Origin of the sequence: Microbacterium sp. Root53 (assembly GCF_001426925.1) — a bacterium.
Taxonomy (GTDB): domain Bacteria; phylum Actinomycetota; class Actinomycetes; order Actinomycetales; family Microbacteriaceae; genus Microbacterium.
The window spans coordinates 42659-67361 of sequence record NZ_LMFR01000010.1; the positions used below are offsets into that span (position 1 = coordinate 42659).

A 24703-nucleotide genomic window follows, 5' to 3' on the forward strand; every position below is an offset into this window, starting at 1 on the left:
GCGGGCCGCCGGTGCCAGGTGACGGCTGGTTAGGATGGCCTGAGTATCGCGACACCGCTGCCAGCTGACGGGGCTCCCATGACCGACCTGATCGACACCACCGAGATGTATCTCCGCACGATCCTCGAGCTCGAGGAGGAGAACATCGTGCCGCTGCGGGCGCGCATCTCGGAGCGACTGGGTCACTCGGGCCCCACGGTCTCGCAGACCGTCGGCCGGATGGAGCGCGACGGCCTGGTCGTCGTGGGCGAGGACCGCCGCCTCGAGCTGACCGACGCCGGGCGGCAGAAGGCCGTGGACGTGATGCGCAAGCACCGCCTCGCGGAGCGCCTGCTGTCCGACGTGATCGGACTGGACTGGGCGTACGTCCACGAGGAGGCCTGCCGCTGGGAGCACGTCATGAGCGAGCAGGTGGAGCGCCGCCTGGTCGAGCTGCTCGGCCACCCCACGGAGTCGCCGTACGGCAACCCCATCCCCGGCCTGGATCAGCTCGGCGGCCCCGCCGCGCACACGTTCGAGGAAGGCGTGGTCGGCCTCGTCAAGCGCCTCGACGCGGAGGGCGGCCCCATCCGCGGCACGGTGCGCCGCCTGGCGGAGCCGGCGCAGGTCGATCCCGACCTGCTGCAGCAGCTGCGCGAGGCCGGCGTGGTCCCCGGGGCCGAGGGCCAGTACCGGTACAGCGAGGGCTACGTGCTCGTCCACATGGGCGACCGCGAAGAGGGGCTCGAGCTGCCGGTCGAGGTGGCCTCCCACATCTTCCTCGTGGACGACCGCGTCTCCGCGTGATTCCGGGGGCGTCAAGCCCCTTCGCCCCACTCTCCGGGGATCCACAGGGTCGGATGTCGATCCGAGCGTGACAATTCCGTTACTTTCCCGTATGGTCGGGGGATACCCAAGGCACCCTCCTTGGGTTGCTCCGTGGGAAATCGCCTCAACGGCTCGTCGTTTCCACGGATCGCACACTGTGTGCCCCGACAAACCAGTGCTGACGAGCCGGCGGACCCGAACCGCGAGGTGATGGAGGAACAGATTTGTCCGAGACCCGTTCGTCTGCCGTCGTGCCCGTGGCCGACTCCGACGCCCCCACCTCTCTCGTCCCGTCCCGTCCCGCAAGCGCCCGCTCCGTGCGATCGACCATCCGTCGCGCCGAGCGCGAGGCGCGTCGCGCCGGCAAGCCCCGCGTCCGTCCCCTGCGGGCCATCGGCACCGTCGCCGCGGTCGGCGCCCTGATCGCCGGCGTGGCCTTCCCGGCCTACGCGGCGATCCAGTCCGACACCGAGGCCGTCACCATCCACGACGTCGCCGCCGGCGAGGCCCAGTCGCTCGTCGTCGCCTCCGAGGTCGAGTCGCCCGAGCTGACCGGCTCGAGCTACGCCGCTACGACCCCCGAGGAGATCGCCAAGGCCGAGGCCGAGCGCGCCGCGGCCGAGCGGGCCAAGGAGCAGGCGGAGGCCGCCAAGGCCGCCGCTGCCGCCGCCGCGAAGGCCCAGTCCTCGAGCGCCTCGGTCGCCTCGGCCCCGTCGGTCGCCAGCGCGGCCGCCCCGGTCTTCAACGGCAGCTTCGGCTCGCCCCTGCCCGGCGGCTCGTACTACATCAGCCGCTCGGTGGGCGGCGCCCACCAGGGCACCGACATGGTGAGCCCCGCCGGCACCCCGATCTACGCGGTCGCCTCCGGCAGCGTCGTGACGGCCGGCTACTCGGGCGCCTACGGCAACCTGGTCACGTTCGTCGGAAACGTCAACGGCTCGTCCGTGGAGGTCCGCAACGCCCACATGAGCTCGATCGCCGTGAGCCCCGGCCAGACGGTCTCGGCCGGCCAGATCATCGGCTACGTCGGCACCACCGGCCGCTCGACCGCCAACCACCTCCACATCGAGGTGCGCATCAACGGCGGCCTGGTCGACCCGGTCAACGTCCTCCCCATCTGACCGGATCCCCGCGTCCTCGAGAGCCCCGGCATCCGCCGGGGCTCTCGTCGTCTGCGCGACACGCAGGAATTCACCGTGCGTTCGGCGCACGGCTCACCCGCGTGGGCTACCCTGATCCCGTCGCCGAGAGGGACGAAGGGAGAAGCCGATGGAGCGAATACCTCGCATCCGCACCATGGATGCGCTCGGGCGTTACGTCCTTCGGCATCGTGTGCACACGGGCCGCGGTCACACCGCGGTGGAGAAGGCGCTGTCTGCGTGACAGCGCCTTTTTTCGTCTCTGCACATCCCTGAGCCCCGCGATGCGGCAGATGTTCGAGAGCCCGGAAGCCGTCCGGGACCCATCGAGAGGATGCAGATGCGCACGCTGGTGCTGAACGCGGGCTACGAGCCCCTCGCCGTGGTGTCGTTCAAGCGGGCCCTGGTGCTCGTGATGAACGAGAAGGCGACCGTCATCGAACACGACGCGGAGGAGCCCGTCTGGGGCACCCGAGCCTCGTACGACCGCCCCGCGGTGATCGTGCTGACCCGCTACGTCCGGGTGCCGGTCTCGCGGCGCGTCCCGGTGACCCGTCGCGGCGTGCTGCGCCGCGACTCCTACCGGTGCGCGTACTGCGCCAAGCCGGCGTCGACCATCGACCACATCCTGCCCCGCTCGCGCGGCGGCGCCGATTCGTGGGAGAACCTCGCCGCCTGCTGCCTGCGCTGCAACAACATCAAGAGCGACCGCACGCCGCAGGAGATGGGGTGGGAGCTGCGCATCACGCCTCGTCCACCGCACGGCACGGCCTGGAGCGTGCGGGGCGCGGAGCGCGCCGATCCGCGCTGGGAGCCGTACCTCGCCCTCGCGGCCTGAGGGCCGCCGGACGCGCCGCGTGATTCCGCGGCCGTTCTCCTGTCGTTTCCCGGTGGCCGGTAGACTCTGCGGCCGCGCACGGCGCGCGATCCTCGGGACCTGAGAGGGAGGGGCCGATCGTGGCGAAGAAGACCAAGGCCGAGAAGGCGGCGGGGTCGGCGGTCGCGGCCGCCGCCGACGCCGCGAAGGGCGCGAAGAAGCTCAGCAGGACGCTGCCGAAGAAGGACGCGAAGAAGCTGCGCTCGGTCGTCGAGGAGGCCGCCGCCGCGGCCGACGTCTCGAAGAAGAAGGTCGCGCGCAAGCCGCGCAAGGTCGAGAAGGCGGCGACGGCCGCCCTGGCCGCGCTCGTGAAGGCGACCGGCAAGGTCGAGGCGAGGCTCGCCGCGCGCAGGGCCGCCGAGAAGGCTGCGGAGAAGAAGGCGGCGGCGAAGCTCGTCGAGAAGGCCCGCAGGCGCGCGGAGGCGCGCGAGGCGCGACCGGTGCATGAGGAGCCGCCCGCGGTCGAGGTCTCGTCGGCCGCGGCCGCCGAGGCCACCGCGGCCCCCGAGGTGCCCGAGGTGCCGGTGGAGGAGGCGCCGCCGGCCGACGTCGAGGACCTCGCCACGATCGGCGCCCCCGCCCCGGCGGTGGCGAACGAGCCCGCGCCGCGGAGGCGGGCGCCGAAGGCGGCCGTGGCGCCGTTCGACGCGTCCGACCTCTCGTCGCTCACGGTCGCCGAGCTGCGCGCGAAGGCGCGCGCGGAGCAGCGCACCGGGTACTCGCGCCTGACGAAGGCGCAGCTCGTCGAACTGCTCTCCTGACGCGCGCGTGCTCACCGCAGAGGCCACCGGTCCGCTGAACCGGAGCGGCGCGACGCCGCCCGCCCGGACGCTGATCGACATCCTGCGCGAGACCGCGCAGCGCCACCCCGAGGCCTCGGTGCTCGAGGACGAGGCCGGAGCGCTCAGCTACCGCGAGCTGCTCGCGCTGGTCTGGCGCACGGCCGCGCGCCTGCACGAGCACGGCGTGCGGCGTGGCGACCGCGTCGGGGTGCGGATGCCCTCCGGCGACCGCGAGCTCTACATCGCGATCCTCGGCGTCATGGCGGCGGGCGCCGCCTACGTGCCCGTCGACGCCGACGACCCGCAGGAGTGGATCTGGTCCGAGCGGTCCGGGGGCCCGGATGCGCACCGGCTCGCGCTCGGCCACCACGCGCAGCTGGCGCACGAGCCGCAGGACCTCGTGCTGTCGGACCCCGGCGCGGACCGGATGTTCGACGACCGCGTCTACAAGCGCGGCGCCCTCGCGCTGCACGCGCTGCGGCTGACCGTGGGCGACGACGCGTTCTTCGGCATCCTGCGGGCGTGGACGGCCGCGCACCGGGACGGCACGGCCAAGACCGCCGACTTCCTGCGGCCTGTGCGAGGAGACGGCCGGACCCGCGGTCGTGGAGTTGCTCCGGGCCTGGCTGGACGAGGAGGAGCTGCCGCGGCTGCCCAAGGGGGCGCCGGGCGCCACGCCCGCGCCGGTCAGCCCGTCGCTGCCGGCCGGGGGAGCACGACCGCCACGCTGACGACGCAGCCGGCCGGCGCGGGGCCCGCCCCGACCTCGATCGGCTCGGCGCGCCCCGCGACCCGCGCCATGAGCGACCCCGGCAGGACGCTCCCCGGGATTTCTGTCACGCGCACGTCGCCCGGAGGGACGCGCAGCCCGCGTCCGTCGGCTTTCAGCACCGCCTCCAGCCGCGTCCATCCACGCAGATCCGGCGGCGGATGCGGCGCGAAGAGGGGAGCGAGGCCCTCGAGCAGGGTCTCCGCGTCGCCCCGCTCGACGTCCACGCCGACCGAGGCCGCCTCCCGCGCGTGCGCGGCGGCCGCGACGACCGTCGTGCCGGCATACGCGACGCTGAGCGCGACCGGGGCCGCGAGCGGCCGGGGCGCGCCGTGGTCGTCCCCGTCGCACCGGGCGCAGCGGCGGCCGACGCGCTCATCCGCGCCGGGCGCGAGGCGACCGATCGGGTGCCCGAGCAGCCTGCCTGCGGCGCGCGAGCGGTCTTCCGCGTGACCGATGTCCTCCCACGCGATCAGCACGGGCCCGAGCTGCCGGATGTCGGACATGCGCGCTCCCGGGATGGGCGGTGCCGACGGCACTCGCGGCGATCGCTGGTGCCCCTGGAGGGACTCGAACCCCCAACCGTTTCCTTAGGACGGAACTGCTCTTCCATTGAGCTACAGAGGCTGGCCCGCCCAGTCTACGGGGTGCCGTCCGCCGCGCCCTGTTCGGGGAGTGGATTGGAATCAGCCCTTGACACCATCAGTTACCCATTCTACTGTCAACAATCAACCGTCAGATCAACTGCAAGGGAGCAGGGTGAACCTTCACGCGCTGTTGACGCGTCGCGTCGACGAAGCAGGGCCGGTCCGCGTCGGCGTCATCGGGGCAGGCAAGTTCGCGTCGATGTTCCTCACACAGGCGGCAGTATCACCCGCACTCCATGTCATCGGGGTCGCCGATCTCGACGTCCCAAAGGCCCGGGCGGCGATGGCGCGGACGGGTTGGGCGCAGGAACGCTGCGACGCCCGGAGTCTCGATGAGGCCGCTCGGACGGGGCGCACGGCCGTCATCGACGACTCCCGCGCGCTGCTCGCACACCCGGCGGTCGAGGTCGTGCTCGAGATCACCGGCAACCCGCTTGCCGGCACGGCGCACGCGATCGCCGCGATCGACGAGGGCAAGCACGTCGTCATGGTCAACGTCGAGGCCGACTGCATGGTCGGGCCGCTTTTGCAGCGCCGCGCGCAGCAGGCCGGCGTCGTGTACTCGATGGCGTACGGTGACCAGCCGGCGCTCATCTGCGAGCTCGTCGACTGGTGCCGCACGGTCGGGTTCGAGGTCGTCGCGGCGGGGAAGGGCACCAAGTATCTCCCCGAGTACCACCGCTCGACGCCCGACACCGTGTGGGACCACTACGGCTTCACGGACGAGCAGCTCGCGACGGGCGACTTCAACCCGAAGATGTTCAACTCGTTCCTCGACGGCACGAAGTCCGCGATCGAGATGGCGGCCGTCGCCAACGGCACCGGCCTCGAGCCGCAGGCGCACGGCCTGTCGTTCCCGCCCGCCGGCGTCGACGACCTCCCCGACGTGTTCCGCCCGGCCTCGGCCGGCGGCACGCTGAGCCGCAGCGGCACGGTCGAGATCGCGTCGAGCCTGCATCGTGACGGCACCGAGGTCGAGCGCGACCTGCGGTGGGGCGTGTACGTCACGTTCGAGGCCCAGACCGACTACGCGGCGCAGTGCTTCGCCGAGTACGGTGTCCGGACGGATGAGAGCGGCCGCTACGCGTCGCTCTACCGGCCGTACCACATGATCGGCCTCGAGCTCGGAGTCAGCATCGCGAGCGCGGTGCTCCGCGGCGAGCCCACGGGCGCGCCGACGCAGTTCCGCGGCGACGTCGTGACCGTGGCGAAGCGCGCCTTGACGAGCGGGACGACACTCGACGGCGAAGGCGGGTACACCGTCTACGGCACGCTGCGTCCCGCGGCCGACTCGCTCGCGGAGGGGGCACTGCCCCTGGGGCTCGCGCACAGCGCGGTGCTGCGCAGCGACGTCGCCGAGGGTGCGGTGGTCCGCTGGGAGGACGTGGACGTCGACGAGTCCGTTCTCGCGGTCCGCGTCCGCAGGGAGCTCGAGGCCGAGTTCCGCCCCGTCGTCAGCCCGAACTGATCCCGCCCGGACCTCTCCCGGCGTCGCAAAGGAGCGAACAATGAACGGCACCCTGATCGACAGACTCATGGGAGGGCTCGACCGCGTCGTGCAGGCGCTGTGCGTCGTGTGCCTCGCCGTGGTGCTCTTCGCCGTGACCTGGCAGGTGCTCGCGCGCTATGTCACACGCGCCTCGTCCTCGTGGACCGTCGACCTCGCGGCGCTCGCGTTCGTCTGGCTGTCCATGCTCGCGATCGCCCTGGGCGTCCGCCAGGGCCGGCACATGGTGCTGGACATCTGGGAGTTCCTCCCGAGCCGTCGCTGGATCGCGATCCTCGTCACGACCGTGGCGAGCGTGCTCGTGCTGGTCGCGATCGTCGCGCTCATCCTGTACGGCGCCCAGGCCCTGCCGAGCGCGATGCGACGCTCGCTGCCCGGCCTCGGCGTGCCGTTCGGGCTCCTCTCCCTCGCGGTGCCGGTCGGGTGCGCGCTCGCGGCGGTGTTCGCGGTCGAGGCGTGGTTCCGCACGGTGTTCAACCGCGATCCGGATTCGGACCCGCTTCCGTCTCGGATCCTCTGCCAGCCCGAGGACGAGCTCGTCGTGAAGGGAGAGATCTGATCATGGGGCCCATGCTCCTGGGGAATTTCCTCTTCGCGATGCTGCTGCGCGTGCCCGTCGGCTGGGCCCTTGCGCTGGCGTCCTTCGTGGCGCTGATGATCATGACCGACACGCCCCTGGCAATCGGCGCGCAGCGCATCGTGGCCGGGATCACGCCGTTCGCGCTGCTCGCGATCCCGCTGTTCATCCTCGCGGGCGGGATCATGAACGCCGGCGGCATCACGCGCCGGCTGCTCACACTCGCGGACTCGATCGTGGGCGGGTGGCGTGGCGGGCTCGCGCAGACGAACGTGCTCTCGGCGCTGTTCTTCGGCGGCATCTCGGGCTCGGCCGTCGCCGACATCTCGAGCCTGGGGCGGATCCTGATCGAGGCCATGAAACAGCGCAATTACAGCGCCGCCTACTCAGCTGCGGTCACCGCCGCGGCGCCGATCGTCGCGCCGATCATGCCGCCGAGCATCACGATGATCGTGTACGGCGTCGTCACGGGCACCTCGATCGGTCACCTGTTCTTCGCCGGCATCGTCCCCGCGATCCTCTACATCGCCATGCTGATGGTCACCGTGCACCTCACGGTGCGCAGCCGTGGCTTCACTCCCGAGGCCGTTGCGAACACGGACCCCGCACTGATCGGCAAGACCCCGCCGGCCGAGCGTCCGAGGTTCTGGCCTTCGCTGCTTCCGGCGCTTCCGGCGCTGCTCCTGCCGCTCGTGATCCTCGCGGGCATCCGCTTCGGCTGGTTCACGGCGACCGAAGCCGCGGCCGTGGCGGTCGTCTACGCGCTCCTGGTGGGCCTCTTCATCTACCGCGAGCTGACGTGGAAGAAGCTCGTGCACGCCTTCGCGGAGTCGTCGATCATGGTGGGGCTCATCATGCTGGTGCTCGCGGCGGCTCAGCTGTACTCGTGGGCGCTGACGTCCGGGCGCGTGCCCCAGACGGTCGCCGAGGCGCTGTTCTCGGTCACCGAGAACCCGCTCGTGCTGCTGATGATGGTGAACCTCATGCTCATCGTCGCGGGCATGTTCATCGAGGCGAACGCGGCGCTGATCATCATCACGCCCATTCTTTTCCCGGTGCTCACCGCCGCCGGCGTCGACCCGGTGCACCTCGGCATCATCATCGTCGTCAACCTCGGCATCGGCCTCATCACACCGCCCGTCGGCATCGCGCTGATGCTGTCCAGCGAGATCGCCAAGGTCTCGTTCGTGAGCGCGATCAAGGCCGCCTGGCCGTTCATCCTGACCGGGCTCATCTACCTGATGCTCATCACCTACATCCCCCAGATATCGCTCTTCCTGCCGTCCCTCCTCGAGGCGTCCTGAATCACGTCCCCACCCGAAAGGAAAGTCACATGCGAAACACCAAGCTCCTCGCCTCCCTCGCGGGGGTCGCGGCGACCGGCCTGCTGCTGACCGGCTGCTCCGGAACGTCCGAGACCGGCGACGGCGCCGCGTCGGGCGCCGGCGACGAGGCCTACAACCTCGTCCTGGGCCACGCGGGCTCCACCACCGATCCCCGCCAGTGGGCGTCGGAGGAGTTCGCGAAGCGCGTCGAAGAGGCCTCCGACGGCCGGGTCACGGTCGAGATCCACTCCGACTCCACGCTCGGCACGTGGGAGGAGATGATCGACGGGCTGCAGTTGGGCAGCACCGACATCGTGATCGAGTCCATCCTGTCGCTCGAGGCATACACCGAGCTCGCCGCAGTCGAGACCGCGCCGTTCCTCTACGAGAGCAGCGACCAGTTCTTCGAGGTCTGGGACGGCGAGCTGGGCGATGAGATCAAGCAGTCGATCACGGACGCCTCCGGCTACGCCATGCTCGGCAACATGTTCCGGGGCTCGCGCGAGCTCACCACCAAGGAGCCCGTGACCGAGCTCGCCGACGTGCAGGGCCTGACCATCCGCACACCCAGCGCCCAGACCATGCTGGACACCTGGAACGCGCTCGGCGCCCGCGCCGAGGCGCTGCCGTTCAACGAGGTCTACTCGGCGCTCGAGTCGGGCGTGCTGGACGGTCAGGAGAACCCGCTCGACGCGATCTACTTCAACTCGATCCACGAGGTCGCGCCGCACATCGGCATGACGTCGCACATGTACGCGAACTACCACTTCCTGATGTGGAACGACACCCTGCAGGGCTACCCCGAGGACATCCGCACCATCATCGAGGAGACCGCGGCCGAGGTCGGCGCGGAGTACAGCGAGCGCACGCTGGCCAACGAGGAGCAGTACAGGGCCGACCTCGAGGCCGCCGGCGCCGAGTTCCATGAGATCACCGACCGCGAGGCATGGGTGGAGGCGGTCCAGCCCGTCGTCGACGCACTGCCCGAGCAGGTCCAGACCTGGATCGACCAGATCCGCGAACTGGGATGAGTCGCGTCGGGGCCCGCGCCGCGGGCCCCGACGTCTGTCCCCGCACGCACACATCCCCGAGGAGCGAAGAAGAGTGAACCTGCACGAACTGCTGCGCGAGCGCGAAGCCGCCGGCGAACCCATCCGAGTCGGGCTGATCGGCTCCGGCCGCTTCGGCACCATGTACCTGTCCCAGGCGCGCAACATCCCCGGCGTGCGCGTCGTGGGCGTCGCCGACATCAACGTCGCGCGCGCCCGGGAGTCGTTCGAGCGCGTGGGATGGCCCGCTGAGGACATCGTCGACTCCGTGGCCGACCTGGCCGAGGGCAAGACCGCTGTCGTCGCCGACGCCATGGAGCTGATCGCCGCCGACCTCGACGTCATCGTCGAGGCCACCGGCAACCCCGTCGTAGGCATCACGCACGCGCTCGCCGCGATCGAGTCGGGCAAGCACGTCATGATGGTCACGGTCGAGGCCGACGCGCTGGCCGGGCCCGCGCTGGCCCGGCGCGCGAAGGACGCGGGCGTCGTGTACGCCCTTGCGTACGGCGACCAGCCGGCGCTCATCATCGAGCTGGTCGACTGGGCGCGCACCAGCGGCTTCGACGTCGTGTGCGCGGGCAAGGGGGCCAAGTACCTGCCCGGCTACCACCAGATGAACCCGGACAACGTCTGGGACCACTGGGAGTTCTCGGACGAGCTCAAGGCCTCCGGCCAGCTGAACCCCTACATGCACACGTCGTTCCGCGATGGCACGAAGGCTGCGATCGAGATGGCCGCCGTCGCGAACGCCGCGCAGCTGCGGCCGGGGGAGAACGGTCTCACCTTCTCGCCGGGCGACCTCGAGGAGATCGCCACGGTGTGCCGTCCGCAGGCGGCCGGCGGCGCGCTCGAGCACGAGGGGACGGTCGACGTCATGTCGAGCTACACGCGCGAGGGCGACTGGATCCCCCACAACACCCAGGAGGGCGTGTTCGTGGTCGTGAAGGCCACGAACGAGTACGTGTCGTCGTGCTTCACGGAGTACCCGTGGCACCCGGACCCCAGCGGCCAGTACGCCGCGCTGTATCGCCCGTACCACTACGTCGGCCTGGAGCTGAACATGTCGATCGCCAACGCCGTGCTGCGCGGCGTCGCGACCGGCGCCGCGACCGGCTTCTACGCGGACGTCGTCGCGACGGCGAAGAAGGACCTCGCGGCCGGTGAGGTGCTGGACGGCGAGGGCGGCTTCGCCGTGTACGGCAAGCTCGTCCCCGCGCAGACGTCGGTCGACAAGGGGTACCTCCCGGTGGCGCTCGCGCACCACGTGCCCCTGAAGAACGCGGTGGCCCAGGGCCAGAGCGTGCGCTGGGACGACGTGGAGATCGACGACAGCCTGGCGCAGGCGCTCGAGCTGCGGCGCGAGACCGAGGCGCTCGTCGCCGGCTCCTGAACCGGACGGCGCTCATGCGGGATGCAGCGGAAGTCGCGGACGGCGGCGCACCGCCGACGGTGAGTCTCATCGGCCTCGGCGCCATGGGGCTGCCGATGGCGCGGAACCTCGCGGCGGCGGGGCCGCTCACGGTGTGGAACCGGTCGCCTCGGTCCTCCGCCGAGGTCGGCGGTGCGCGGGTCGCCCAGACCCTTCCGGATGCGGTCGCGGACGTCGTCGTGACCGTGCTGCCGGACATCGCCGACGTGCGCGACGTCCTGTTCGGAACCGGGTCCGGCGAGGGTCTCCTCGCCGGACTCGGCCGCAGGGCGCGGCGCCCGATCGTCCTGGTTTGCGGCACGGTCTCGCCGGTCGCGCTGCGGGGGCTGGCCGCTGAGATGGACGAGAGGGGGGTCACGATCGCCGACGCCCCGCTCTCGGGCGGCGTCCTGGGCGCGGCCGAGGGGCGGCTCAGCATCATGGTCGGCGCGTCCGAGCCCGACTTCGCGGTCATCGGCCGCGTGCTCGCCCCATGCGCCAAGAGCGTGGTGCGAATGGGTGACGTCGGCGCCGGGGCGACCGCGAAGCTGTGCAATCAGCTGGTGGTCGCCGAGTCGGTCGCCGCCCTGTCCGAGGCGTTCGCCTTGGCGCGCGCTGCGGGGATCGATCCGGAGACCCTCGCGGACGCGCTCGGCGCGGGCCTGGCGGAGAGCGAGGTGCTGAGGCAGAAGCGGCACCACTGGGTCGAGGAGTCCTTCGAGCCGGGCGGCACGGTCGCCTATCAGGTCAAGGACCTCCGCTACGCACTCGAGGTCGCCGCCGCGCACGGGCTGGAGCTCGACGGGGCGCGCACGGCGCTCTCGCTCTTCGAGCGGTCCGTGGCCGCCGGTGACGGCGGGCTGGACCACACGGGCGTGTACCGCGTGATCGCGCGCTGACACCCTCTCCACGCACAGAGCGGCTCCTCCCGGATCGGGAGGAGCCGCTCTGCGGGTTGCGGAGGTCAGCTGGCGCCGGCCGTCAGATTCGCGACGATGCGGGCCCGCGCGACGTCGTTGTGCTCGCGCAGCACGGCGGTCGCCTCCGCTGCATCGCCCGACACGATCGCGTCGAGGATGGGCGCGTGCCGCGCCGCCGACATGTTCTCGCGGGCGGTCTCGCGGCCGGCGGCCGTGATGGTCGCGCGCGCCAGACCGCTCACGCGGCGCCACGAGTCGACGAGCGTGCGGTTTCCGCTCGCGACGCAGATGGCCTCGTGGAACGCGAGGTCTGCCGCCACCTGGGCGTCCAGCGTGTCCATCTCGCTCTGCTGCAGCTTGGCCAGGGCCGCGCTCAGGGTCTTGCCGATGGCGGGGAGGTCCTCGCGCTCGCAGACGAGGGCGATCGCGAGGGATTCCAAGGCGTAGCGCACCGCGAAGATCTCGCCGACCTCGTCGGGAGAGACCACGCGCACCGAAAGGCGTCCGCGCGAGTCCTTGGAGAGCAGGCCCTCCTCCTGCAGGTGCCGCAGCGCCTCGCGCAGCGTGCCGCGGGAGACCCCGAGCTGGGCGCTCAGCTCGGCCTCGCCGAGATGCGTGCCCGGCGGGATCTGCCCGGACGTCACCGCGGCCCGCAGGCGATCGAGGATCAGCTCGCGACGCGTCGTGCGAGTGATCGACCCGAGGACCTGGAAATGTCCGTCTGTTGACATGAGATCAGTATCCATCAGTGCATGTGGCTTCCGCCGTTGATATCGATATTGCTTCCCTGCAGGTAGGACGCGTCCTCCGAGGTCAGGAATGCGATCACGGCGGCGATCTCGGCCGTGCTCGCCGTGCGGCCGAGCGGGATGTCGGCCGCGATGCGCGCCTCGAGCTCCGGCGTGGTGCCCACGCGGATGTTCGTGTCCACCGCGCCCGGGGTGATGGAGTTCACGGTCACACCCGTGTCGGCCACCTCTCGGGCGAGGGCCTTGGTGAAGCCGAGGATGGCGGCCTTCGCGGCCGAGTAGGGGACCTTGCCGAACACGCCCCCGCCGCGCTGAGCCGACACGGACGACATGTTGACGATGCGACCCCAGCCCGCGTCGATCATTGCCGGGAGGAACGCCTTGGTCACGAGGTAGGTGCCCGTCGCGTTGACGGCCATCACGGTGTTCCACAGCGCGAGGTCGGTCTCCAGGAAGGGCACCGGCGAGGTGATCCCCGCGATGTTGATGACCGCGCCGATCTGCGGCAGCCGGCCCTCGGCCACCTCCGTCGCGACCGCGTCGCGCGCCGCGAGGACCGAGGCCTCGTCGGTCACGTCGATCGCCGTGCCGAACGCCGGCACGCCATGCTCGGCGCCGATGCGGGCGGCCACGTCGGCGGAGCGTGCGGCGTCGAGGTCGAGGACGACCACCGCCCACCCGTCGTGGGCGAGGCGTTCCGCGGTGGCCATGCCGATGCCGCGGTCGGAGGTGGCGCCGGTGATGACGGCCGTGCGCTGGGTCATGGGTGCTCCTTGGATGGGATGGTGGAGGACGGAGGTCCGGAGGTGAGCAGCGGGCTCACGTGGTCGGCGGCGCGCGCGATCAGCGCGGCCTTCTCACGCCGCGCGGCGTCGTCGAGGGCTCCGGTGGCGTCGGCGCTGTACGCCGCGGACGGGAGCTCGAGGGCGTACAGGCCGCCGTACCCGGCAGCGTCCAGCGCGGCGACCGCCGCCGCGAAGTCGACGTCGCCCGTGAGGAACGGCCGGTTGAAGTCGCCCGCCGACGCGTCGCGCACGTGGACGTGGGCGATCCGGTCGCCCCAGGAGGCGATGACGTCGGCGAGGTCGTCGCCCGCCGCCACGACGTGCGCGAGATCCAGGACGGGGCGCACGTCCGCGTCCCGCAGGCGGGAGTGCAGGGCCTCGGCCCGCTCGCGGCTCCAGCACAGCCGGAGGTGGTGCAGCGATTCGACCCACACGGCCACGCCGTGCGCGGCGGCTCGGTCGGCCGCGCGTGCCAGCTCCGCCGCGACCCGGTCGAGGTCCTCGTCGAGACTCGAGATGGGGCCTTGCTGGAGCGCGCCGCACGGGAGGACCAGGGCGGGCGCGCCGATCCGCGCCGTGAGCGCGAGCAGCCGGTCGAGGTGATGGTCGCGCGCCGCGCGGTCCGGGTGGGGATCGTTCAGGTCGCCGATGTCGCCGTTGACGCTGCGGACCCGGACGCCCGAACTGGCGATGGTCGCGGCGATCGCCTCAACCTCGTCGTCATCGAGGTCCTCGGGCACGTGGTCGCACACTCCCGGCAGCGCGCCGAGGTCGATGTGCTCGAAGCCGAGCCGGACGATCTCCGCGAGCGCGTCCGCGAGCGGCAGGTGCTGCAGCGAGATGGTGGAGCACGCGAGTCGGGGCGAAGGCTTCATGGCGCGAGGTGCTTTGATCGGGGTCAGACTGCGAGGAGGGCGCCCTTGGACGCCTGGCCGACGGGGATGGCGGTCAGGCGGGTGACCGTCACGGGCTCCGCGAGGTGTCCTTCGAGCTCCGCGTTCAGATCGGCGACGGCCGGGCCTGCTCCGTGCGCGTCGAGCAGCTCGGCCGAATCCCAGTGCTCGATCATCAGGATCGTGCCGTCGGGTGCCTCCTGGACGCAGTAGAGGTTGCAGCCGGGCTCCTCGTGCACGCGAGGAATGGCGCGGGACAGCGCCGCGAGCACGCTCTCGCGATGCCCCGCGGCGGGGTGGAAGGATGCGGTGACGACGACGGGGGTGGCGCTCATGGTGTTCCTGTTCTCGGTGGGTGGGGCGTGGGCTGTGCCCGGGCTCAGCGTCCGCGGCGGAGGTGGGCGGCGTGTGCGGTGTAGGTGTCGATGACCCGCGAGTCGTCGCGGGCACCCCAGCCGGCGTCCGCGGCCGAGAGATAGCGGGCGCGCGCGGCGTCCAGCACGGGCGTCTCGGCGCCGACCGCCTGGGCGGCCTGGGCGACGAGGCCCGAGTCCTTGACGAAGATGTCGATCCGGCTGGTGGGCTCGACGTCGGGATCGCCCAGCATGCGCCGCCCTCGGTCGGACAGCATCCACGATCCGGCCGCACCGCTCTCGAGCAGGGGCAGCACGGCATCCGGCTCGAGGCCGAGCTGCCGCGTCAGCGCGAGCGCTTCGGCGGCGGCCGCCAGATGGACCGAGCAGAGGTGCTGGTTCACGACTTTGACGGCCTGGCCCGCGCCCGGTTCGCGTCCGACCCGGTGCACGGCGCCGAGCAGTGACAGTGCGGGGCGGATCTCGTCCAGTGCCACGTCCTCGCCGGCAGCGAAGATCGCGAGCTCGCCCGTGCGCGCGCGGGCGACACCGCCCGTCACGGGGGCGTCGACGACGACGGCCCCGGCGGCCGCGAGCTCGGCCGACGCGGAGGCGACGGCCTCCGTGCCCACCGTGGACATGACGACCCAGGTCTGTCCGGAGCCGATGCCGGCGGCAGCGGCATCCGCGGCCAGCCGCTGCAGCTGCGCCGGCGTGGCCACCATCACGATGACGGCCTGGGCGTCGCCCGCCGCGGCGATGGTTTCCGCGACCGCGATGTCCGCCTCTCGACCCCGCGCGCGAGCCTCGGGGGACGGGTCGATGCCGAGCACCCGGTGCCCGCCCGCGCGAAGCCTCGCCGCCATGGGCGAGCCGATCGCGCCGAGTCCGACGAACGCGATCGTCGCATCGGTGCCTGTCACGTGATCCTCCATCGGACGTGTGCGCGGGCGACGGCGCATGTCCTCGCCATCGCTGGGACTACCGTAGGGGCATCGTCAGATAACTGTCAACAGTGCAATGTTGACAAGTAGATCGAGACGCGAAAAAGCGGCGCCGCCCGGACGGATCCGGACGGCGCCGCGTCTGCGCGTCTGTCGGCGCGCTACTGCTGCAGTGCGAGGGCGAAGCGGACGCCCTCCTGGGTGACCTGCGCGTCGAGCACCTTGTCGTCCAGCTCGTTCGCGGCGACCGGCTCGAGGAACACGCGGGCCTCGCCGTTCTCGATGACGGTGTCACCCTGCTCGGGCGACGGCGCGAGCGTCAGGGCGTAGCCCTCGGCCGACGCGCTCGTGCCCTGGATGCGCAGGCCGGCGGTCGAGGCGTCCGGCGTCTGCGACACGATCGTGCGAACCGCGTCCGCGGCGTTCTCGGTGAGCGTGAGCATCTGGCTCTCCTTCCCTCGGGACCGGCCACGATTCCGAGAATGGGAGCCGATTGCAAGGCTGACGCCCGACGTCCAGGCGATACACACCTGTATGCGACGTCGGGCGTCAGCGGGACAAAAGGAAATGAGGCGTGCGGTCAGTTCGCCGCTTCGTATGCCTCGATGATGTTGGCGGGAACGCGGCCGCGCTCCGAGATCGAGTATCCGTTTTTCTTGGCCCACTCACGAATAGGGGCGTAATCAGTCTGACCGCCTCGACGACGTCCGCGCGCGGGAGCCGGGCTCGACGACGAACCGGACGACATGCGGCGCGCGGCCGAAATGTATTTCGCGAAATCGTCGCGCAGAGCCTGGGCGTTGTCTGCGGTGAGGTCGATCTCGTAGCTCTTGCCGTCGAGCGAGAACAGGACGGTCTCGCCTTCTCCGGGCTCGAGGACGGTGCCGTCGATGTCATCGACGAGCTGGTGAACGATTTTTCGGGCCATGCCCGAGATGATAATGCTCGCGATGGGCATTTCACACCGGAGAGAAGTACCCATCAGGGGGGGATGTGGATATTCCGCCGCGAAAGGCGGAATCTGCTAAGGAAGCAGGCCCCATTTCCGTGCTCGCGCGACCGCGGCATGGCGCGTCGAGGCATCGAGTTTCGCCATCGCCGCGCCCAGATATGCCTTGACGGTTCCCTCGCGCAGGCCGAGAAGCGCGCCGATCTGCGCATTCGTCTCGCCCAGCGCGGCGCGCGCGAGCACGTCCACCTCGCGCGGCGACAGGCGCACCTCGGGAACGGACTCGAGTCGCGTCGTGTGGGCGTCGCCGGAGAGCGCGGCGAGCCGGCGCTCCACGTCGGCGAGCCGGGCCCGGATGGCGGGGTCGTCGATCGCGGAGGCGATCGCCCGCAGCTCGGCGTAGCTCTCGCGCAGCTCCTCCCGCTGCTGCGGCGCCAGCGCGCCGGGGTGATCCGCCGCGGTCCCGTCGGTCGCGGGTCGTCGGGTCTCGTCGCGCCGGCTCAGCTCCGCGGCGACCTCCTCGGCGACGCGCACGGCCGGCGCGGCCGCCACTCCTCCGATGTTCCAGTCGCCCCACGCGCCTCCGTAGAGCACGCCGCGCGCGCGACCGTCGACCACGATCGGCGCCGCCATCAGGGTGCGGATCCCCTCGCCCAGGATGTAGCCGTCGTAATCGTGCGTGATCTGGCGCGCCGTGCGGTAGTCGCCGGTCATGCGCGGGCGCAGCTCGATCATGGCGCGTCCGCCGAGGCCGCGCTCCAGCTGGACGGCGAGCCCCTCGAGGGAATCGGTGTGGGTGCCGTGGAAGGCGGTCATGCGCGCGACGCCGCCCTCGACCAGGCCCCCGAAGGCGACGGGGAAGCGGGTGCGGCGGGACAGCTCGACCACGGCGTCCGCGACCAGTCGGCGGTCGTCGGCGAGCTGCTGTGGCAAGGTCAACCGGCTACCTACTTTCGGGGGTGACGGGCCCTTCCCCGTCTTTCGTAGCGTCGAACCTATCACCGGCTCCGCGTGCGCGCAGGGCCGTTCGCGGCGCGACGCAGCGCCGCGGTTCTCGACATGTGGCAAGGAGGCCTCGTGACAGAAACGCCCACCGGTGCGCCCGCGAAGGGACGCATCGATTACATCGCGGTGGAGGATTCGCCCCGATTCCGGGAGCTGAAGCGCGCACACCGCGGCTTCGTGTTCCCGCTCGCAGCGTTCTTCCTGATCTGGTACTTCGTGTACGTCCTGCTGGCCGGCTGGGCGCCCGGATTCATGGCGCAGAAGCTGTTCGGCGACGTCAACGTGGGTCTGCTGATCGGACTCGGGCAGTTCGTCACCACGTTCGCGATCACGATGGCGTACGTGTCCTTCGCGAACAAGCGGCTCGACCCGCAGTCGTCGGCCATCCGTGAGGACCTCGAGAAGCAGGAGGCGGGCGCATGAACGCGGTCTTTGCGGCGGCCGCACCGGCCGCGGAGAACAATCCCGTCCTGAACATCTCGATCTTCGGGGCATTCGTCGCGGTGACGCTGTTCATCGTCATCCGCGCGTCGCGCAACAACAAGTCGGCGGCGGACTTCTACGCGGGCGGGCGCTCGTTCTCGGGGCCGCAGAACGGCTTCGCGATCGCCGGTGACTATCTGTCGGCGGCGTCCTTCCTCGGCATCGTCGGCGCGATCGCCGTGAACGGATACGACGGATTCCTGTATTCGATCGGCTTCCTCGTGGCCTGGCTCGTCGCCCTTCTGCTCGTCGCGGAGCTGATGCGCAACACCGGCAAGTTCACGATGGCCGACGTGCTCTCCTTCCGGCTCAAGCAGCGCCCCGTGCGCATGGCGGCCGCCATCAGCACCCTCACGGTGTGCTTCTTCTACCTGCTCGCTCAGATGGCGGGCGCGGGCGGGCTGGTGTCGCTGCTCCTCGGCGTCAGCGACAAGGTCGGCACCGCGGCGGTCGTCACGGTGGTCGGCGTCCTGATGGTGGGCTACGTGCTCATCGGCGGCATGAAGGGCACCACCTGGGTGCAGATCGTGAAGGCCTTCCTGCTGATCGGCGGCGCCGTCATCATGACGCTGTGGGTGCTGGTCATCCACGGGTTCGACTTCAACACGCTGCTCGGCGCGGCCGTGCAGGCCTCGCCCGACGGCGAGGCGACCCTGGCTCCCGGCCTGCAGTACAAGAACCCGATCGACTTCCTGTCGCTCGGTCTGGCGCTCGTGCTGGGCACGGCGGGCCTGCCGCACGTCCTGATGCGCTTCTACACCGTGCCGACGGCCAAGGAAGCGCGCCGCTCGGTCGTATGGGCGATCTGGCTGATCGGCCTGTTCTACCTGCTGACCCTCGTGCTCGGCTACGGCGCCGGCGCGCTCGTCGGCGAGGAGACGATCCTCGCGGCGCCCGGCGGCGTGAACTCGGCGGCGCCTCTGCTCGCGCAGGCGCTCGGCGGTGCGGTGCTCATGGGCATCATCTCGGCCGTCGCGTTCGCCACGATCCTGGCGGTGGTCGCCGGCCTGACCATCACGGCCGCCGCGTCGTTCTCGCACGACATCTACAACGGCGTGATCAAGCGCGGCACCGCCACGGAGGGTCAGGAGCGCAAGGTCGCGAACGTGACGATCCTGGTGATCGGCGCCCTCGCGATCATCGGCGGCATCGCGGTGCTGGGTCAGAACGTGGCCTTCCTCGTGGCGCTCGCGTTCGCGATCGCCGCGTCGGCCAACCTGCCGACCATCCTGTACTCGCTGTTCTGGCGCGGCTTCACCACGCGCGGAGCCGTGTGGAGCATGTACGGCGGTCTGGCGGCCGCGATCATCCTGATCGCGCTCTCGCCCGTGTTCTGGGGCACGCCCACGAGCGTGTTCGGCGAGACCGGCGTCGCGATCTGGCCGCTGAGCAACCCCGGCATCGTCTCGATCCCGGTCGGGTTCCTGCTCGGCTGGCTCGGGTCGATCACGACGCCCAAGGGCGCGGAGGACCCGCGGCTCGCGGCCGAGATGGAGGTGCGATCGCTCACCGGCCACGGCGCCGAGAAGGCGGTGCACCACTAGAAGCGGAGGGGGAGCCGAGCGCCGGCTCGGGGCGGCCTACACGCCCCGGGTCGGCGCTCGGTGGTCTCCGGCCCCGTCGTCAGGTCCACACGCCGCTGGTGCCGCGGCGGTGGCTGCCCACGAGATGCGTGTCGACGATGCCCACGGCCTCCATCAGCGCGAACATCGTGGTCGGCCCCACGAACCGGAAGCCGCGGCGCTTGAGCTCCTTGGACAGCGCGACCGACTCGGGCGACGACGAGGGGATCTCGGCGTAGCTGCGCGGCGCCGGGGTCTGCGCGGGGCGGAAGCTCCACACCAGGTCCGCCAGGCCGCCGTCGGACCGCAGCGCCACGGTCGCGCGGGCGTTGCCGATCGTCGCGAGGATCTTCGCGCGGTTGCGCACGATGCCGGCGTCGGCCATGAGGCGCTCGACGTCGGCCTCGCCGAACGCGGCCACCGCATCCGGATCGAATCCCGCGAACGCCGCCCGGAAGGCGGGCCGCTTGCGGAGGATGGTCGCCCACGACAGCCCGGACTGGAAGCCCTCCAGGCTGAGGCGCTCGAACAGGCCCTGCTCGTCCCGGATCGGCATGCCCCATTCGGTGTCGTAGTACGCCTGCATGAGCGGATCGCGGGCGGCCCACAGCGGCCGGGTCAGCCCGTCCGCCCCCGTGACGAGGTCGTCGGTCTGCGAGGCGGCCGATGCGCATGCGGGCGGCGGAGCGGTGTCGGTCATGGGCGTCGGCTCCTCAGGGCGGGGGCGGGTGGGATGACGGCGGACGCGGCGCCGCTCGCACGGCGCTCGAGGTCGACCAGGAAGCGCTTGGCGCCGGGATCCGATCCGTACTCGCCGAGCGAGCCGTCGGCGCGCACGACGCGGTGCACGGGCACGACGAGCGAGAAGGGCGTGGTCCGGCACGCGGTGCCGACCGCCCGATGCGCGCCGGGGCGGCCCGCGCGCGCGGCGACCTCGCCGTAGCTCGCGGTCTCGCCGTAGGGGATGTCGCACACGGCCTGCAGGGCCTCGCGGGCGAAGCCGCGCGTCAGGCCCCAGTCGAGATCGACGTCGAAGGCCATGCGCTCGCCGTCGAAGTACTCCTCGAGCTGCGCGCGGAGCGGATCGGCGGAGCCGGGGGCCCGATCGGGGACGGCCCCCTGCTCGCGCGCGAGCATCTCGAGCGCCCAGCGGGTGTCGTCGCTCGTGACCCGCAGCGCGAGAAGGCCCGCGTCGGACAGCACGGCGATCGCGGTGCCGACGGGGGTCGGGATCAGGTCGTAGCGGAGGGTCACGCTCCCATCCTTGCCGGGTCCGGCGACACCGGCGGCCCCTCGTGGCCGCTGTGAGACGGACGGGGCAGAAGTGACGCATGTGGACGAGCGCAACGCCGCCCACCGGGAGGCCCGGCCCAATCCGGCGAAACTCCGCGGCACGCCGCGTCGATCCCTCCGCGCGCGCCTACCCTGGCTCACGTGTGGCGAGCAGAAGGCAGCGCCGCGGTCGACGACACCGTGGCAGACACGGGCGCGATCGTGACGCCCATGGACCTCGGCGTGGCCGAGCCCGGGGCGGTGATCGCGCACGTGGCGGACCCCGAGCGCGAGCGCATGCGGATCGTCGCGGGCGACCTGGGTGGGCCCTCGCCGCTGCTGCACTACCCGCTGGGCGGAGACGCCGAGGCGGGCATCGACATCACGCGCGCGCACCCCGGGAGCCTCCCGCAGTTCATCACGGGCAAGTCGACGCTGCTGTCGAACCTGTTCCGCGACGAGGTCGCGCTGCGCACCGCGCGCATCGCCGCCGAGCGCATCACGACGAAGCACCTCGAGCTGCGCACCGTGCGCGGCATCGACGCCGTGCGCCTGGCGGTCGGCATGGCCGTGTGGAGCATCGGCGGCGAGGAGTTCGCCGCTCCGGTGCTGCTGCGTCCGCTCGCCATCCGGCGCCACCACTCCGACTTCGAGCTGAAGCTGCACGGCCGCTTCCACGTGAACCCCGAGCTGGTCCGCGCCGCGCGCGACCACTTCGGCATCGAGCTCGATGGCGAGGCGCTCGCGGCGCTCGCGTACGGCGAGGGCGTCTTCAAGCCGCAGCCCGTGATCGACCGGCTCCGGGCGGCCGCCGCCCACGTCGACACCTTCACGGTCAAGCCCCGCCTGGTCGTCTCGACCTTCGCCGACGTCGGCGGCGCGATGGCGCGCGACCTGAGGCGCCTGGACCACCCGCTGCTGAACGCGCTCGCGGGGCACTCCGAGGACCTCGCGGCGCTGGAGGCCGACGCGGCCGCCCCGGTCGTGACGAGTCCCGACGAGCGGGCGCCCGCGGCCGACACGCTGCTGCTCGACGCCGACGCGGAGCAGGAGGCCGTGCTCGCGCGCATCGCGGCCGGCCAGTCCCTCGTGGTCCACACGCTGCCCGGCACGGGCGGCACCCAGACCGTGATCAACGCGATCGGCTCGCTCGTGCGCGCCGGCAAGCGCGTCCTCGTCGTCAGCGCGCGCCGTTCGACACTGGACGGCGTGCGTCACCGCCTGTCGGGCATCGGGCTGGACGGGCTGGCGGTCTCGCCCGCGGATCTGCGGCGCGACCTCATCCGCGCGATCGGCCGCAACGAGAAGGCCACGCAGCCCAAGGTCGCCGAGATCGACGACGCGCTCGTGCGGCTGCGCAACGTGCTGCGCGACTACCGCCGCGCGCTGACCCGCACGCACGACCGCCTCGGCGTCTCGGTGCTGGACGCCACGCGCGCGCTCACCAAGCTCGCGAACCTGCCCGAGCCGCCGTCGACCTCCGCGCGGCTCGGGATCCGCGCGCTGGAGTCGCTCGCTGGGGACCGCAGGCAGGCCGCATCGACGCTCGCGCTCGCGGCGCGGCTGGGCGAGTTCAAGATCGGTCCCGACGACTCGCCCTGGTACGGCGTGACCTTCGCCACGACCGAGGAGGCGCGGCGCGCGCACGAGCTCGCGGGCAAGCTGCACCGCAAGAGCGTCCCCGCCCTGCTCGAGCGCGGCTACGAGCTCATCGCGCAGACGCACATGCGCCCGTTCACGACGATCGACGAGCTCGGCGAGTTCCTGCGTCTGCTGCACGGCATCCGCGACTCGCTCGACCGCTTCAGCCCGACCGTGTTCGAGCGCCCGCTCGCCGACATGATCCGCGCGTACGGCCCCCGCCGCGAGTCGCAGAACATGACCGGCGCCGCGCGCCGCCGGCTCAAGCGCCTGGCCAAGGAGTACCTGCGCCCGGGCGTCCACATCGCCGACATGCACGACGCGCTCGTGCGCATCCAGCACCAGCGCGCGCAGTGGCAGAAGCTCGTCGACGTCGGCACGATCCCCGACATCCCCCTGGGACTGGCAGACGTGCAGGTGGAGTGGCAGCGGGTCGAGGCCGAGCTGACCGATCTCGACGGCGCGCTGGGTCGGGGCACGCGGCTGGCCGCGATGCCCGTGCAGCGCCTCGTGCGCACGATCGCGGGCCTGGCCGCCGAGTCCGACGTCTTCGACAACATCGTCGAGCGCGCGGAGCTGCGCACGGAGCTCGCGCGCCTGGGCCTCGAGCCCCTTCTCACGGAGCTGTCGGTGCGCCACGTGGACGAGGCGCGCGTGGGCGACGAGCTCGAGTTCGCCTGGTGGCAGTCGGTGCTCGAGCACCTCCTGCAGAACGACCGCGCGCTGCTGGGTGCCAACACGTCGGTCGTCGACCGTCTCGAGCGCGACTTCCGGCTCGTGGACGAGGCGCACGCGGCGGCCTCCGGCCCTCTCCTGGCCTGGCAGCTGGCCGCGCAGTGGCGGATCGGCATCGTCGACGAGCCCGAGGAGTCGGCGGCCCTGCGCCGCGCCCTGACCCAGGGCGAGATCACGCCGGCCGGCCTCGCGGCGGCCGCCCCGACCCTGGCGCGCACGCTCGCACCCGTGTGGATCGCCTCGCCGTACGACGTGCCGTCGATCCCGGATGAGCCCGCCTTCGACGTCGTGCTCGTCGCGGACGCCGGGGCGATCGGCCTCACGGAGGCGGTTCCGGCCATCCGCCGCGCCCGTCAGGTGGTCGCGTTCGGCGACCCCGTGACGCAGCGCCCGACGCCGTTCGTCGTGGCGGCGACGGGGGAGCCGGCCGAGGACGTGGCGGTCGACCACGACAGCCTGTTCGAGACGCTCGCCGAGGTGCTTCCGGTCGAGACGCTCACCCGCAGCTACCGGGCGGGCGGTGAGGACCTCGCCGAGCTCGTGAACGACGCGTTCTACGGGGGCGAGATCGTCTCCCTGCCGTGGGCCGGCTCCTACCTCGGGCGCGGCAGCCTGTCGGTGGACTACGTCGAGGGCGGCTCCGGCACGCCGGACCCGGTCACCGGCTCGGTCGAGAGCCCGGATGCCGAGGTCGCGCGCGTGGTGACGCTCGTCGTGGAGCACGCGATCAACCGGCCCACGGAGTCGCTCATGGTCGTCACCGCGAGCCGCCGCCACGCGGAGCGCGTGCGCGCCGCCGTCATGGAGGCGTTCGCCGGCCGCGCGGACGTGGCCGACTTCGTCGCCAGGGAGACCGCCGAGCCGCTCGCGGTGCTGACCCTCGAGGAGGCCACGGCCGAGAGTCGTGACCGCGTGATCTTCTCGCTCGGCTACGGCCTCACGAAGCACGGCCGCGTGCTCAGCGACTTCGGCGACCTCTCGACCCCCGACGGCGAGCGCCTGCTCACGGTCGGCATGACCCGCGCGCGCCGCTCGATGGTGATCGTGTCGTCGATCCGGCCCTCGGCTTTCGACGAGGGGCGTCTGGAGCACGGCGCCGCGACGCTCATGGGCATCCTCGGCGGCATCGCCGCCCGCGGTCGCGAGGCGCGTCTCGAGGACCTCGCCGACCCGCTCACGCTGGCCCTCGCCCGCGAGCTGCGCCGTCTCGGCGTCGCGGTCGACGTGGACTACCGGGGCCTGCTGCCGCTGGTCGCGCAGCACGCCGGCAAGGCGGTCGTGGTCGAGTCCGACCCGGAGTCGCGCGGCGAGTCCCTGCGCGAGTCGCTGCGCCTGCGGCCGCACGTGCTGCGGCGCCTCGGGTGGCACTACGTGCGCGTGCACGCGTTCGACCTGTACAGCGACCCGGCGGCCGTGGCCGAGCGGATCGCCGCGGTGCTGGGCGTCTCGCCCGAGGCGCAGCGCGCGGACGGCGACACGCAGCCGCTCGACACCCAGCCGTGACCGGCGGATCGGACGAGGA

At 71.9% G+C, this 24703-nt stretch carries 24 protein-coding genes and 1 tRNA gene; 14 read left to right on the top strand and 11 right to left on the bottom strand.

Translation table 11 applies throughout. From position 1 onward, the window contains the following. Positions 1-78: 78 nt before the first annotated feature. From ASD19_RS04550 to ASD19_RS14985, 5 genes are all read left to right on the top strand, one after another. Positions 79-786 carry a metal-dependent transcriptional regulator gene (locus tag ASD19_RS04550; RefSeq protein WP_055989002.1) on the top strand — a complete coding sequence of 236 codons (708 nt, stop codon included), beginning with the start codon at positions 79-81 and terminating at the stop codon, positions 784-786. A gap of 338 nt (positions 787-1124) precedes the next feature. After that, positions 1125-1928 carry a M23 family metallopeptidase gene (locus ASD19_RS14900; RefSeq protein ID WP_268777924.1) on the top strand — a complete coding sequence of 268 codons (804 nt, stop codon included), beginning with the start codon at positions 1125-1127 and terminating at the stop codon, positions 1926-1928. Between the two features lie 358 nt (positions 1929-2286). After that, complete coding sequence (locus tag ASD19_RS04560) at positions 2287-2784, top strand: HNH endonuclease (RefSeq protein ID WP_055989010.1); 498 nt, start codon at positions 2287-2289, stop codon at positions 2782-2784. Positions 2785-2903: 119 nt separating this feature from the next. Continuing rightward, positions 2904-3584, top strand: coding sequence for a hypothetical protein (locus tag ASD19_RS04565; RefSeq protein WP_055989013.1), 681 nt, complete (start codon positions 2904-2906; stop codon positions 3582-3584). Between the two features lie 7 nt (positions 3585-3591). After that, complete coding sequence (locus tag ASD19_RS14985) at positions 3592-4827, top strand: AMP-binding protein (RefSeq protein WP_055989016.1); 1236 nt, start codon at positions 3592-3594, stop codon at positions 4825-4827. 99 nt (positions 4828-4926) lie between these two features. On the opposite strand, the gene ASD19_RS04575 is transcribed toward ASD19_RS14985, so the two are convergent. Continuing rightward, positions 4927-5001: transfer RNA gene (locus tag ASD19_RS04575), tRNA-Arg, on the bottom strand. Positions 5002-5133: 132 nt separating this feature from the next. Between ASD19_RS04575 and ASD19_RS04580 the strand changes: the two genes are divergently transcribed. The 6 genes from ASD19_RS04580 (at position 5134) to ASD19_RS04605 (ending at position 11789) form a co-directional block, all read left to right on the top strand. Further along, positions 5134-6489: an NAD(P)H-dependent oxidoreductase gene (locus ASD19_RS04580; protein ID WP_055989020.1), complete on the top strand. Its 1356-nt coding sequence runs from the start codon at positions 5134-5136 to the stop codon at positions 6487-6489. A gap of 40 nt (positions 6490-6529) precedes the next feature. Further along, complete coding sequence (locus ASD19_RS04585; protein ID WP_055989024.1) at positions 6530-7087, top strand: TRAP transporter small permease; 558 nt, start codon at positions 6530-6532, stop codon at positions 7085-7087. 11 nt (positions 7088-7098) lie between these two features. Continuing rightward, positions 7099-8409 (top strand): TRAP transporter large permease, encoded by a 1311-nt coding sequence (locus ASD19_RS04590; protein WP_162246649.1) that lies wholly within the window; start codon positions 7099-7101, stop codon positions 8407-8409. Between the two features lie 29 nt (positions 8410-8438). Then, positions 8439-9461: a TRAP transporter substrate-binding protein gene (locus tag ASD19_RS04595; RefSeq protein ID WP_055989030.1), complete on the top strand. Its 1023-nt coding sequence runs from the start codon at positions 8439-8441 to the stop codon at positions 9459-9461. A gap of 73 nt (positions 9462-9534) precedes the next feature. Next, a complete protein-coding gene (locus ASD19_RS04600; RefSeq protein ID WP_055989033.1) occupies positions 9535-10872 on the top strand; it encodes an NAD(P)H-dependent oxidoreductase in 1338 nt (445 codons plus the stop codon). Between the two features lie 59 nt (positions 10873-10931). Continuing rightward, entirely contained in the window at positions 10932-11789 is an 858-nt protein-coding gene (locus ASD19_RS04605; protein ID WP_162246650.1) for an NAD(P)-dependent oxidoreductase, read from the top strand. 65 nt (positions 11790-11854) lie between these two features. Here ASD19_RS04605 and ASD19_RS04610 read toward each other — a convergent pair whose 3' ends face one another. From ASD19_RS04610 to ASD19_RS04645, 8 genes are all read right to left on the bottom strand, one after another. After that, a complete protein-coding gene (locus tag ASD19_RS04610) occupies positions 11855-12541 on the bottom strand; it encodes a GntR family transcriptional regulator (protein WP_055989039.1) in 687 nt (228 codons plus the stop codon). A gap of 14 nt (positions 12542-12555) precedes the next feature. Beyond that, the gene (locus ASD19_RS04615) at positions 12556-13323 is read right to left on the bottom strand and encodes an SDR family NAD(P)-dependent oxidoreductase (protein WP_055989042.1); all 768 of its coding nucleotides are present in this window, start codon (positions 13321-13323) and stop codon (positions 12556-12558) included. Then, positions 13320-14219, bottom strand: a complete 900-nt coding sequence (locus tag ASD19_RS04620; protein ID WP_055989046.1) for a sugar phosphate isomerase/epimerase family protein — start codon at positions 14217-14219, stop codon at positions 13320-13322. Before ASD19_RS04620 ends, ASD19_RS04615 begins: the two co-directional genes overlap by 4 nt. A 23-nt stretch (positions 14220-14242) precedes the next feature. Next, positions 14243-14572, bottom strand: a complete 330-nt coding sequence (locus ASD19_RS04625; protein ID WP_055989049.1) for a putative quinol monooxygenase — start codon at positions 14570-14572, stop codon at positions 14243-14245. A gap of 44 nt (positions 14573-14616) precedes the next feature. After that, positions 14617-15513, bottom strand: a complete 897-nt coding sequence (locus tag ASD19_RS04630) for an NAD(P)-dependent oxidoreductase (protein ID WP_235562970.1) — start codon at positions 15511-15513, stop codon at positions 14617-14619. Positions 15514-15695: 182 nt separating this feature from the next. Beyond that, on the bottom strand, positions 15696-15977 hold the full coding sequence (locus ASD19_RS04635; RefSeq protein WP_055989055.1) for a hypothetical protein: 282 nt from the start codon (positions 15975-15977) through the stop codon (positions 15696-15698). Between the two features lie 137 nt (positions 15978-16114). Then, the gene (locus ASD19_RS04640; RefSeq protein WP_055989115.1) at positions 16115-16462 is read right to left on the bottom strand and encodes a histone-like nucleoid-structuring protein Lsr2; all 348 of its coding nucleotides are present in this window, start codon (positions 16460-16462) and stop codon (positions 16115-16117) included. A gap of 96 nt (positions 16463-16558) precedes the next feature. Continuing rightward, positions 16559-17416, bottom strand: a complete 858-nt coding sequence (locus ASD19_RS04645) for a helix-turn-helix transcriptional regulator (RefSeq protein WP_235562971.1) — start codon at positions 17414-17416, stop codon at positions 16559-16561. Between the two features lie 126 nt (positions 17417-17542). Here ASD19_RS04645 and ASD19_RS04650 point away from each other — a divergent pair, with 126 nt between their 5' ends. Together ASD19_RS04650 and ASD19_RS04655 are read left to right on the top strand one after the other, a co-directional pair. Next, positions 17543-17911 carry a DUF485 domain-containing protein gene (locus ASD19_RS04650; RefSeq protein WP_055989118.1) on the top strand — a complete coding sequence of 123 codons (369 nt, stop codon included), beginning with the start codon at positions 17543-17545 and terminating at the stop codon, positions 17909-17911. Beyond that, positions 17908-19515 (top strand): solute symporter family protein, encoded by a 1608-nt coding sequence (locus tag ASD19_RS04655; protein ID WP_055989061.1) that lies wholly within the window; start codon positions 17908-17910, stop codon positions 19513-19515. Before ASD19_RS04650 ends, ASD19_RS04655 begins: the two co-directional genes overlap by 4 nt. 79 nt (positions 19516-19594) lie before the next feature. On the opposite strand, the gene ASD19_RS04660 is transcribed toward ASD19_RS04655, so the two are convergent. Continuing rightward, positions 19595-20233, bottom strand: coding sequence for a DNA-3-methyladenine glycosylase I (locus ASD19_RS04660; RefSeq protein ID WP_055989064.1), 639 nt, complete (start codon positions 20231-20233; stop codon positions 19595-19597). After that, on the bottom strand, positions 20230-20787 hold the full coding sequence (locus ASD19_RS04665; protein ID WP_055989067.1) for a methylated-DNA--[protein]-cysteine S-methyltransferase: 558 nt from the start codon (positions 20785-20787) through the stop codon (positions 20230-20232). Before ASD19_RS04665 ends, ASD19_RS04660 begins: the two co-directional genes overlap by 4 nt. A 249-nt stretch (positions 20788-21036) precedes the next feature. On the opposite strand from ASD19_RS04665, the gene ASD19_RS04670 reads away from it, so the two are divergent. Further along, positions 21037-24684, top strand: a complete 3648-nt coding sequence (locus tag ASD19_RS04670; protein ID WP_200941067.1) for an AAA family ATPase — start codon at positions 21037-21039, stop codon at positions 24682-24684. The last annotated feature ends 19 nt before the right edge of the window (positions 24685-24703 follow it).

Excerpts from the sequence above, each read along its gene's own strand:
- ASD19_RS04615 (WP_055989042.1), bottom strand. The coding sequence starts at position 13,323 with ATGACCCAGCGCACGGCCGTCATCACCGGCGCCACCTCCGACCGCGGC.
- ASD19_RS04625 (WP_055989049.1), bottom strand. The coding sequence starts at position 14,572 with ATGAGCGCCACCCCCGTCGTCGTCACCGCATCCTTCCACCCCGCCGCG.
- ASD19_RS04550 (WP_055989002.1), top strand. The coding sequence starts at position 79 with ATGACCGACCTGATCGACACCACCGAGATGTATCTCCGCACGATCCTC.
- ASD19_RS04660 (WP_055989064.1), bottom strand. The coding sequence starts at position 20,233 with ATGACCGACACCGCTCCGCCGCCCGCATGCGCATCGGCCGCCTCGCAG.
- ASD19_RS04640 (WP_055989115.1), bottom strand. The coding sequence starts at position 16,462 with ATGGCCCGAAAAATCGTTCACCAGCTCGTCGATGACATCGACGGCACC.
- ASD19_RS04620 (WP_055989046.1), bottom strand. The coding sequence starts at position 14,219 with ATGAAGCCTTCGCCCCGACTCGCGTGCTCCACCATCTCGCTGCAGCAC.
- ASD19_RS04655 (WP_055989061.1), top strand. The coding sequence starts at position 17,908 with ATGAACGCGGTCTTTGCGGCGGCCGCACCGGCCGCGGAGAACAATCCC.
- ASD19_RS04595 (WP_055989030.1), top strand. The coding sequence starts at position 8,439 with ATGCGAAACACCAAGCTCCTCGCCTCCCTCGCGGGGGTCGCGGCGACC.
- ASD19_RS04650 (WP_055989118.1), top strand. The coding sequence starts at position 17,543 with ATGTGGCAAGGAGGCCTCGTGACAGAAACGCCCACCGGTGCGCCCGCG.
- ASD19_RS04560 (WP_055989010.1), top strand. The coding sequence starts at position 2,287 with ATGCGCACGCTGGTGCTGAACGCGGGCTACGAGCCCCTCGCCGTGGTG.
- ASD19_RS04590 (WP_162246649.1), top strand. The coding sequence starts at position 7,099 with ATGCTCCTGGGGAATTTCCTCTTCGCGATGCTGCTGCGCGTGCCCGTC.
- ASD19_RS04610 (WP_055989039.1), bottom strand. The coding sequence starts at position 12,541 with ATGTCAACAGACGGACATTTCCAGGTCCTCGGGTCGATCACTCGCACG.
- ASD19_RS04585 (WP_055989024.1), top strand. The coding sequence starts at position 6,530 with ATGAACGGCACCCTGATCGACAGACTCATGGGAGGGCTCGACCGCGTC.
- ASD19_RS04635 (WP_055989055.1), bottom strand. The coding sequence starts at position 15,977 with ATGCTCACGCTCACCGAGAACGCCGCGGACGCGGTTCGCACGATCGTG.
- ASD19_RS04670 (WP_200941067.1), top strand. The coding sequence starts at position 21,037 with ATGGACCTCGGCGTGGCCGAGCCCGGGGCGGTGATCGCGCACGTGGCG.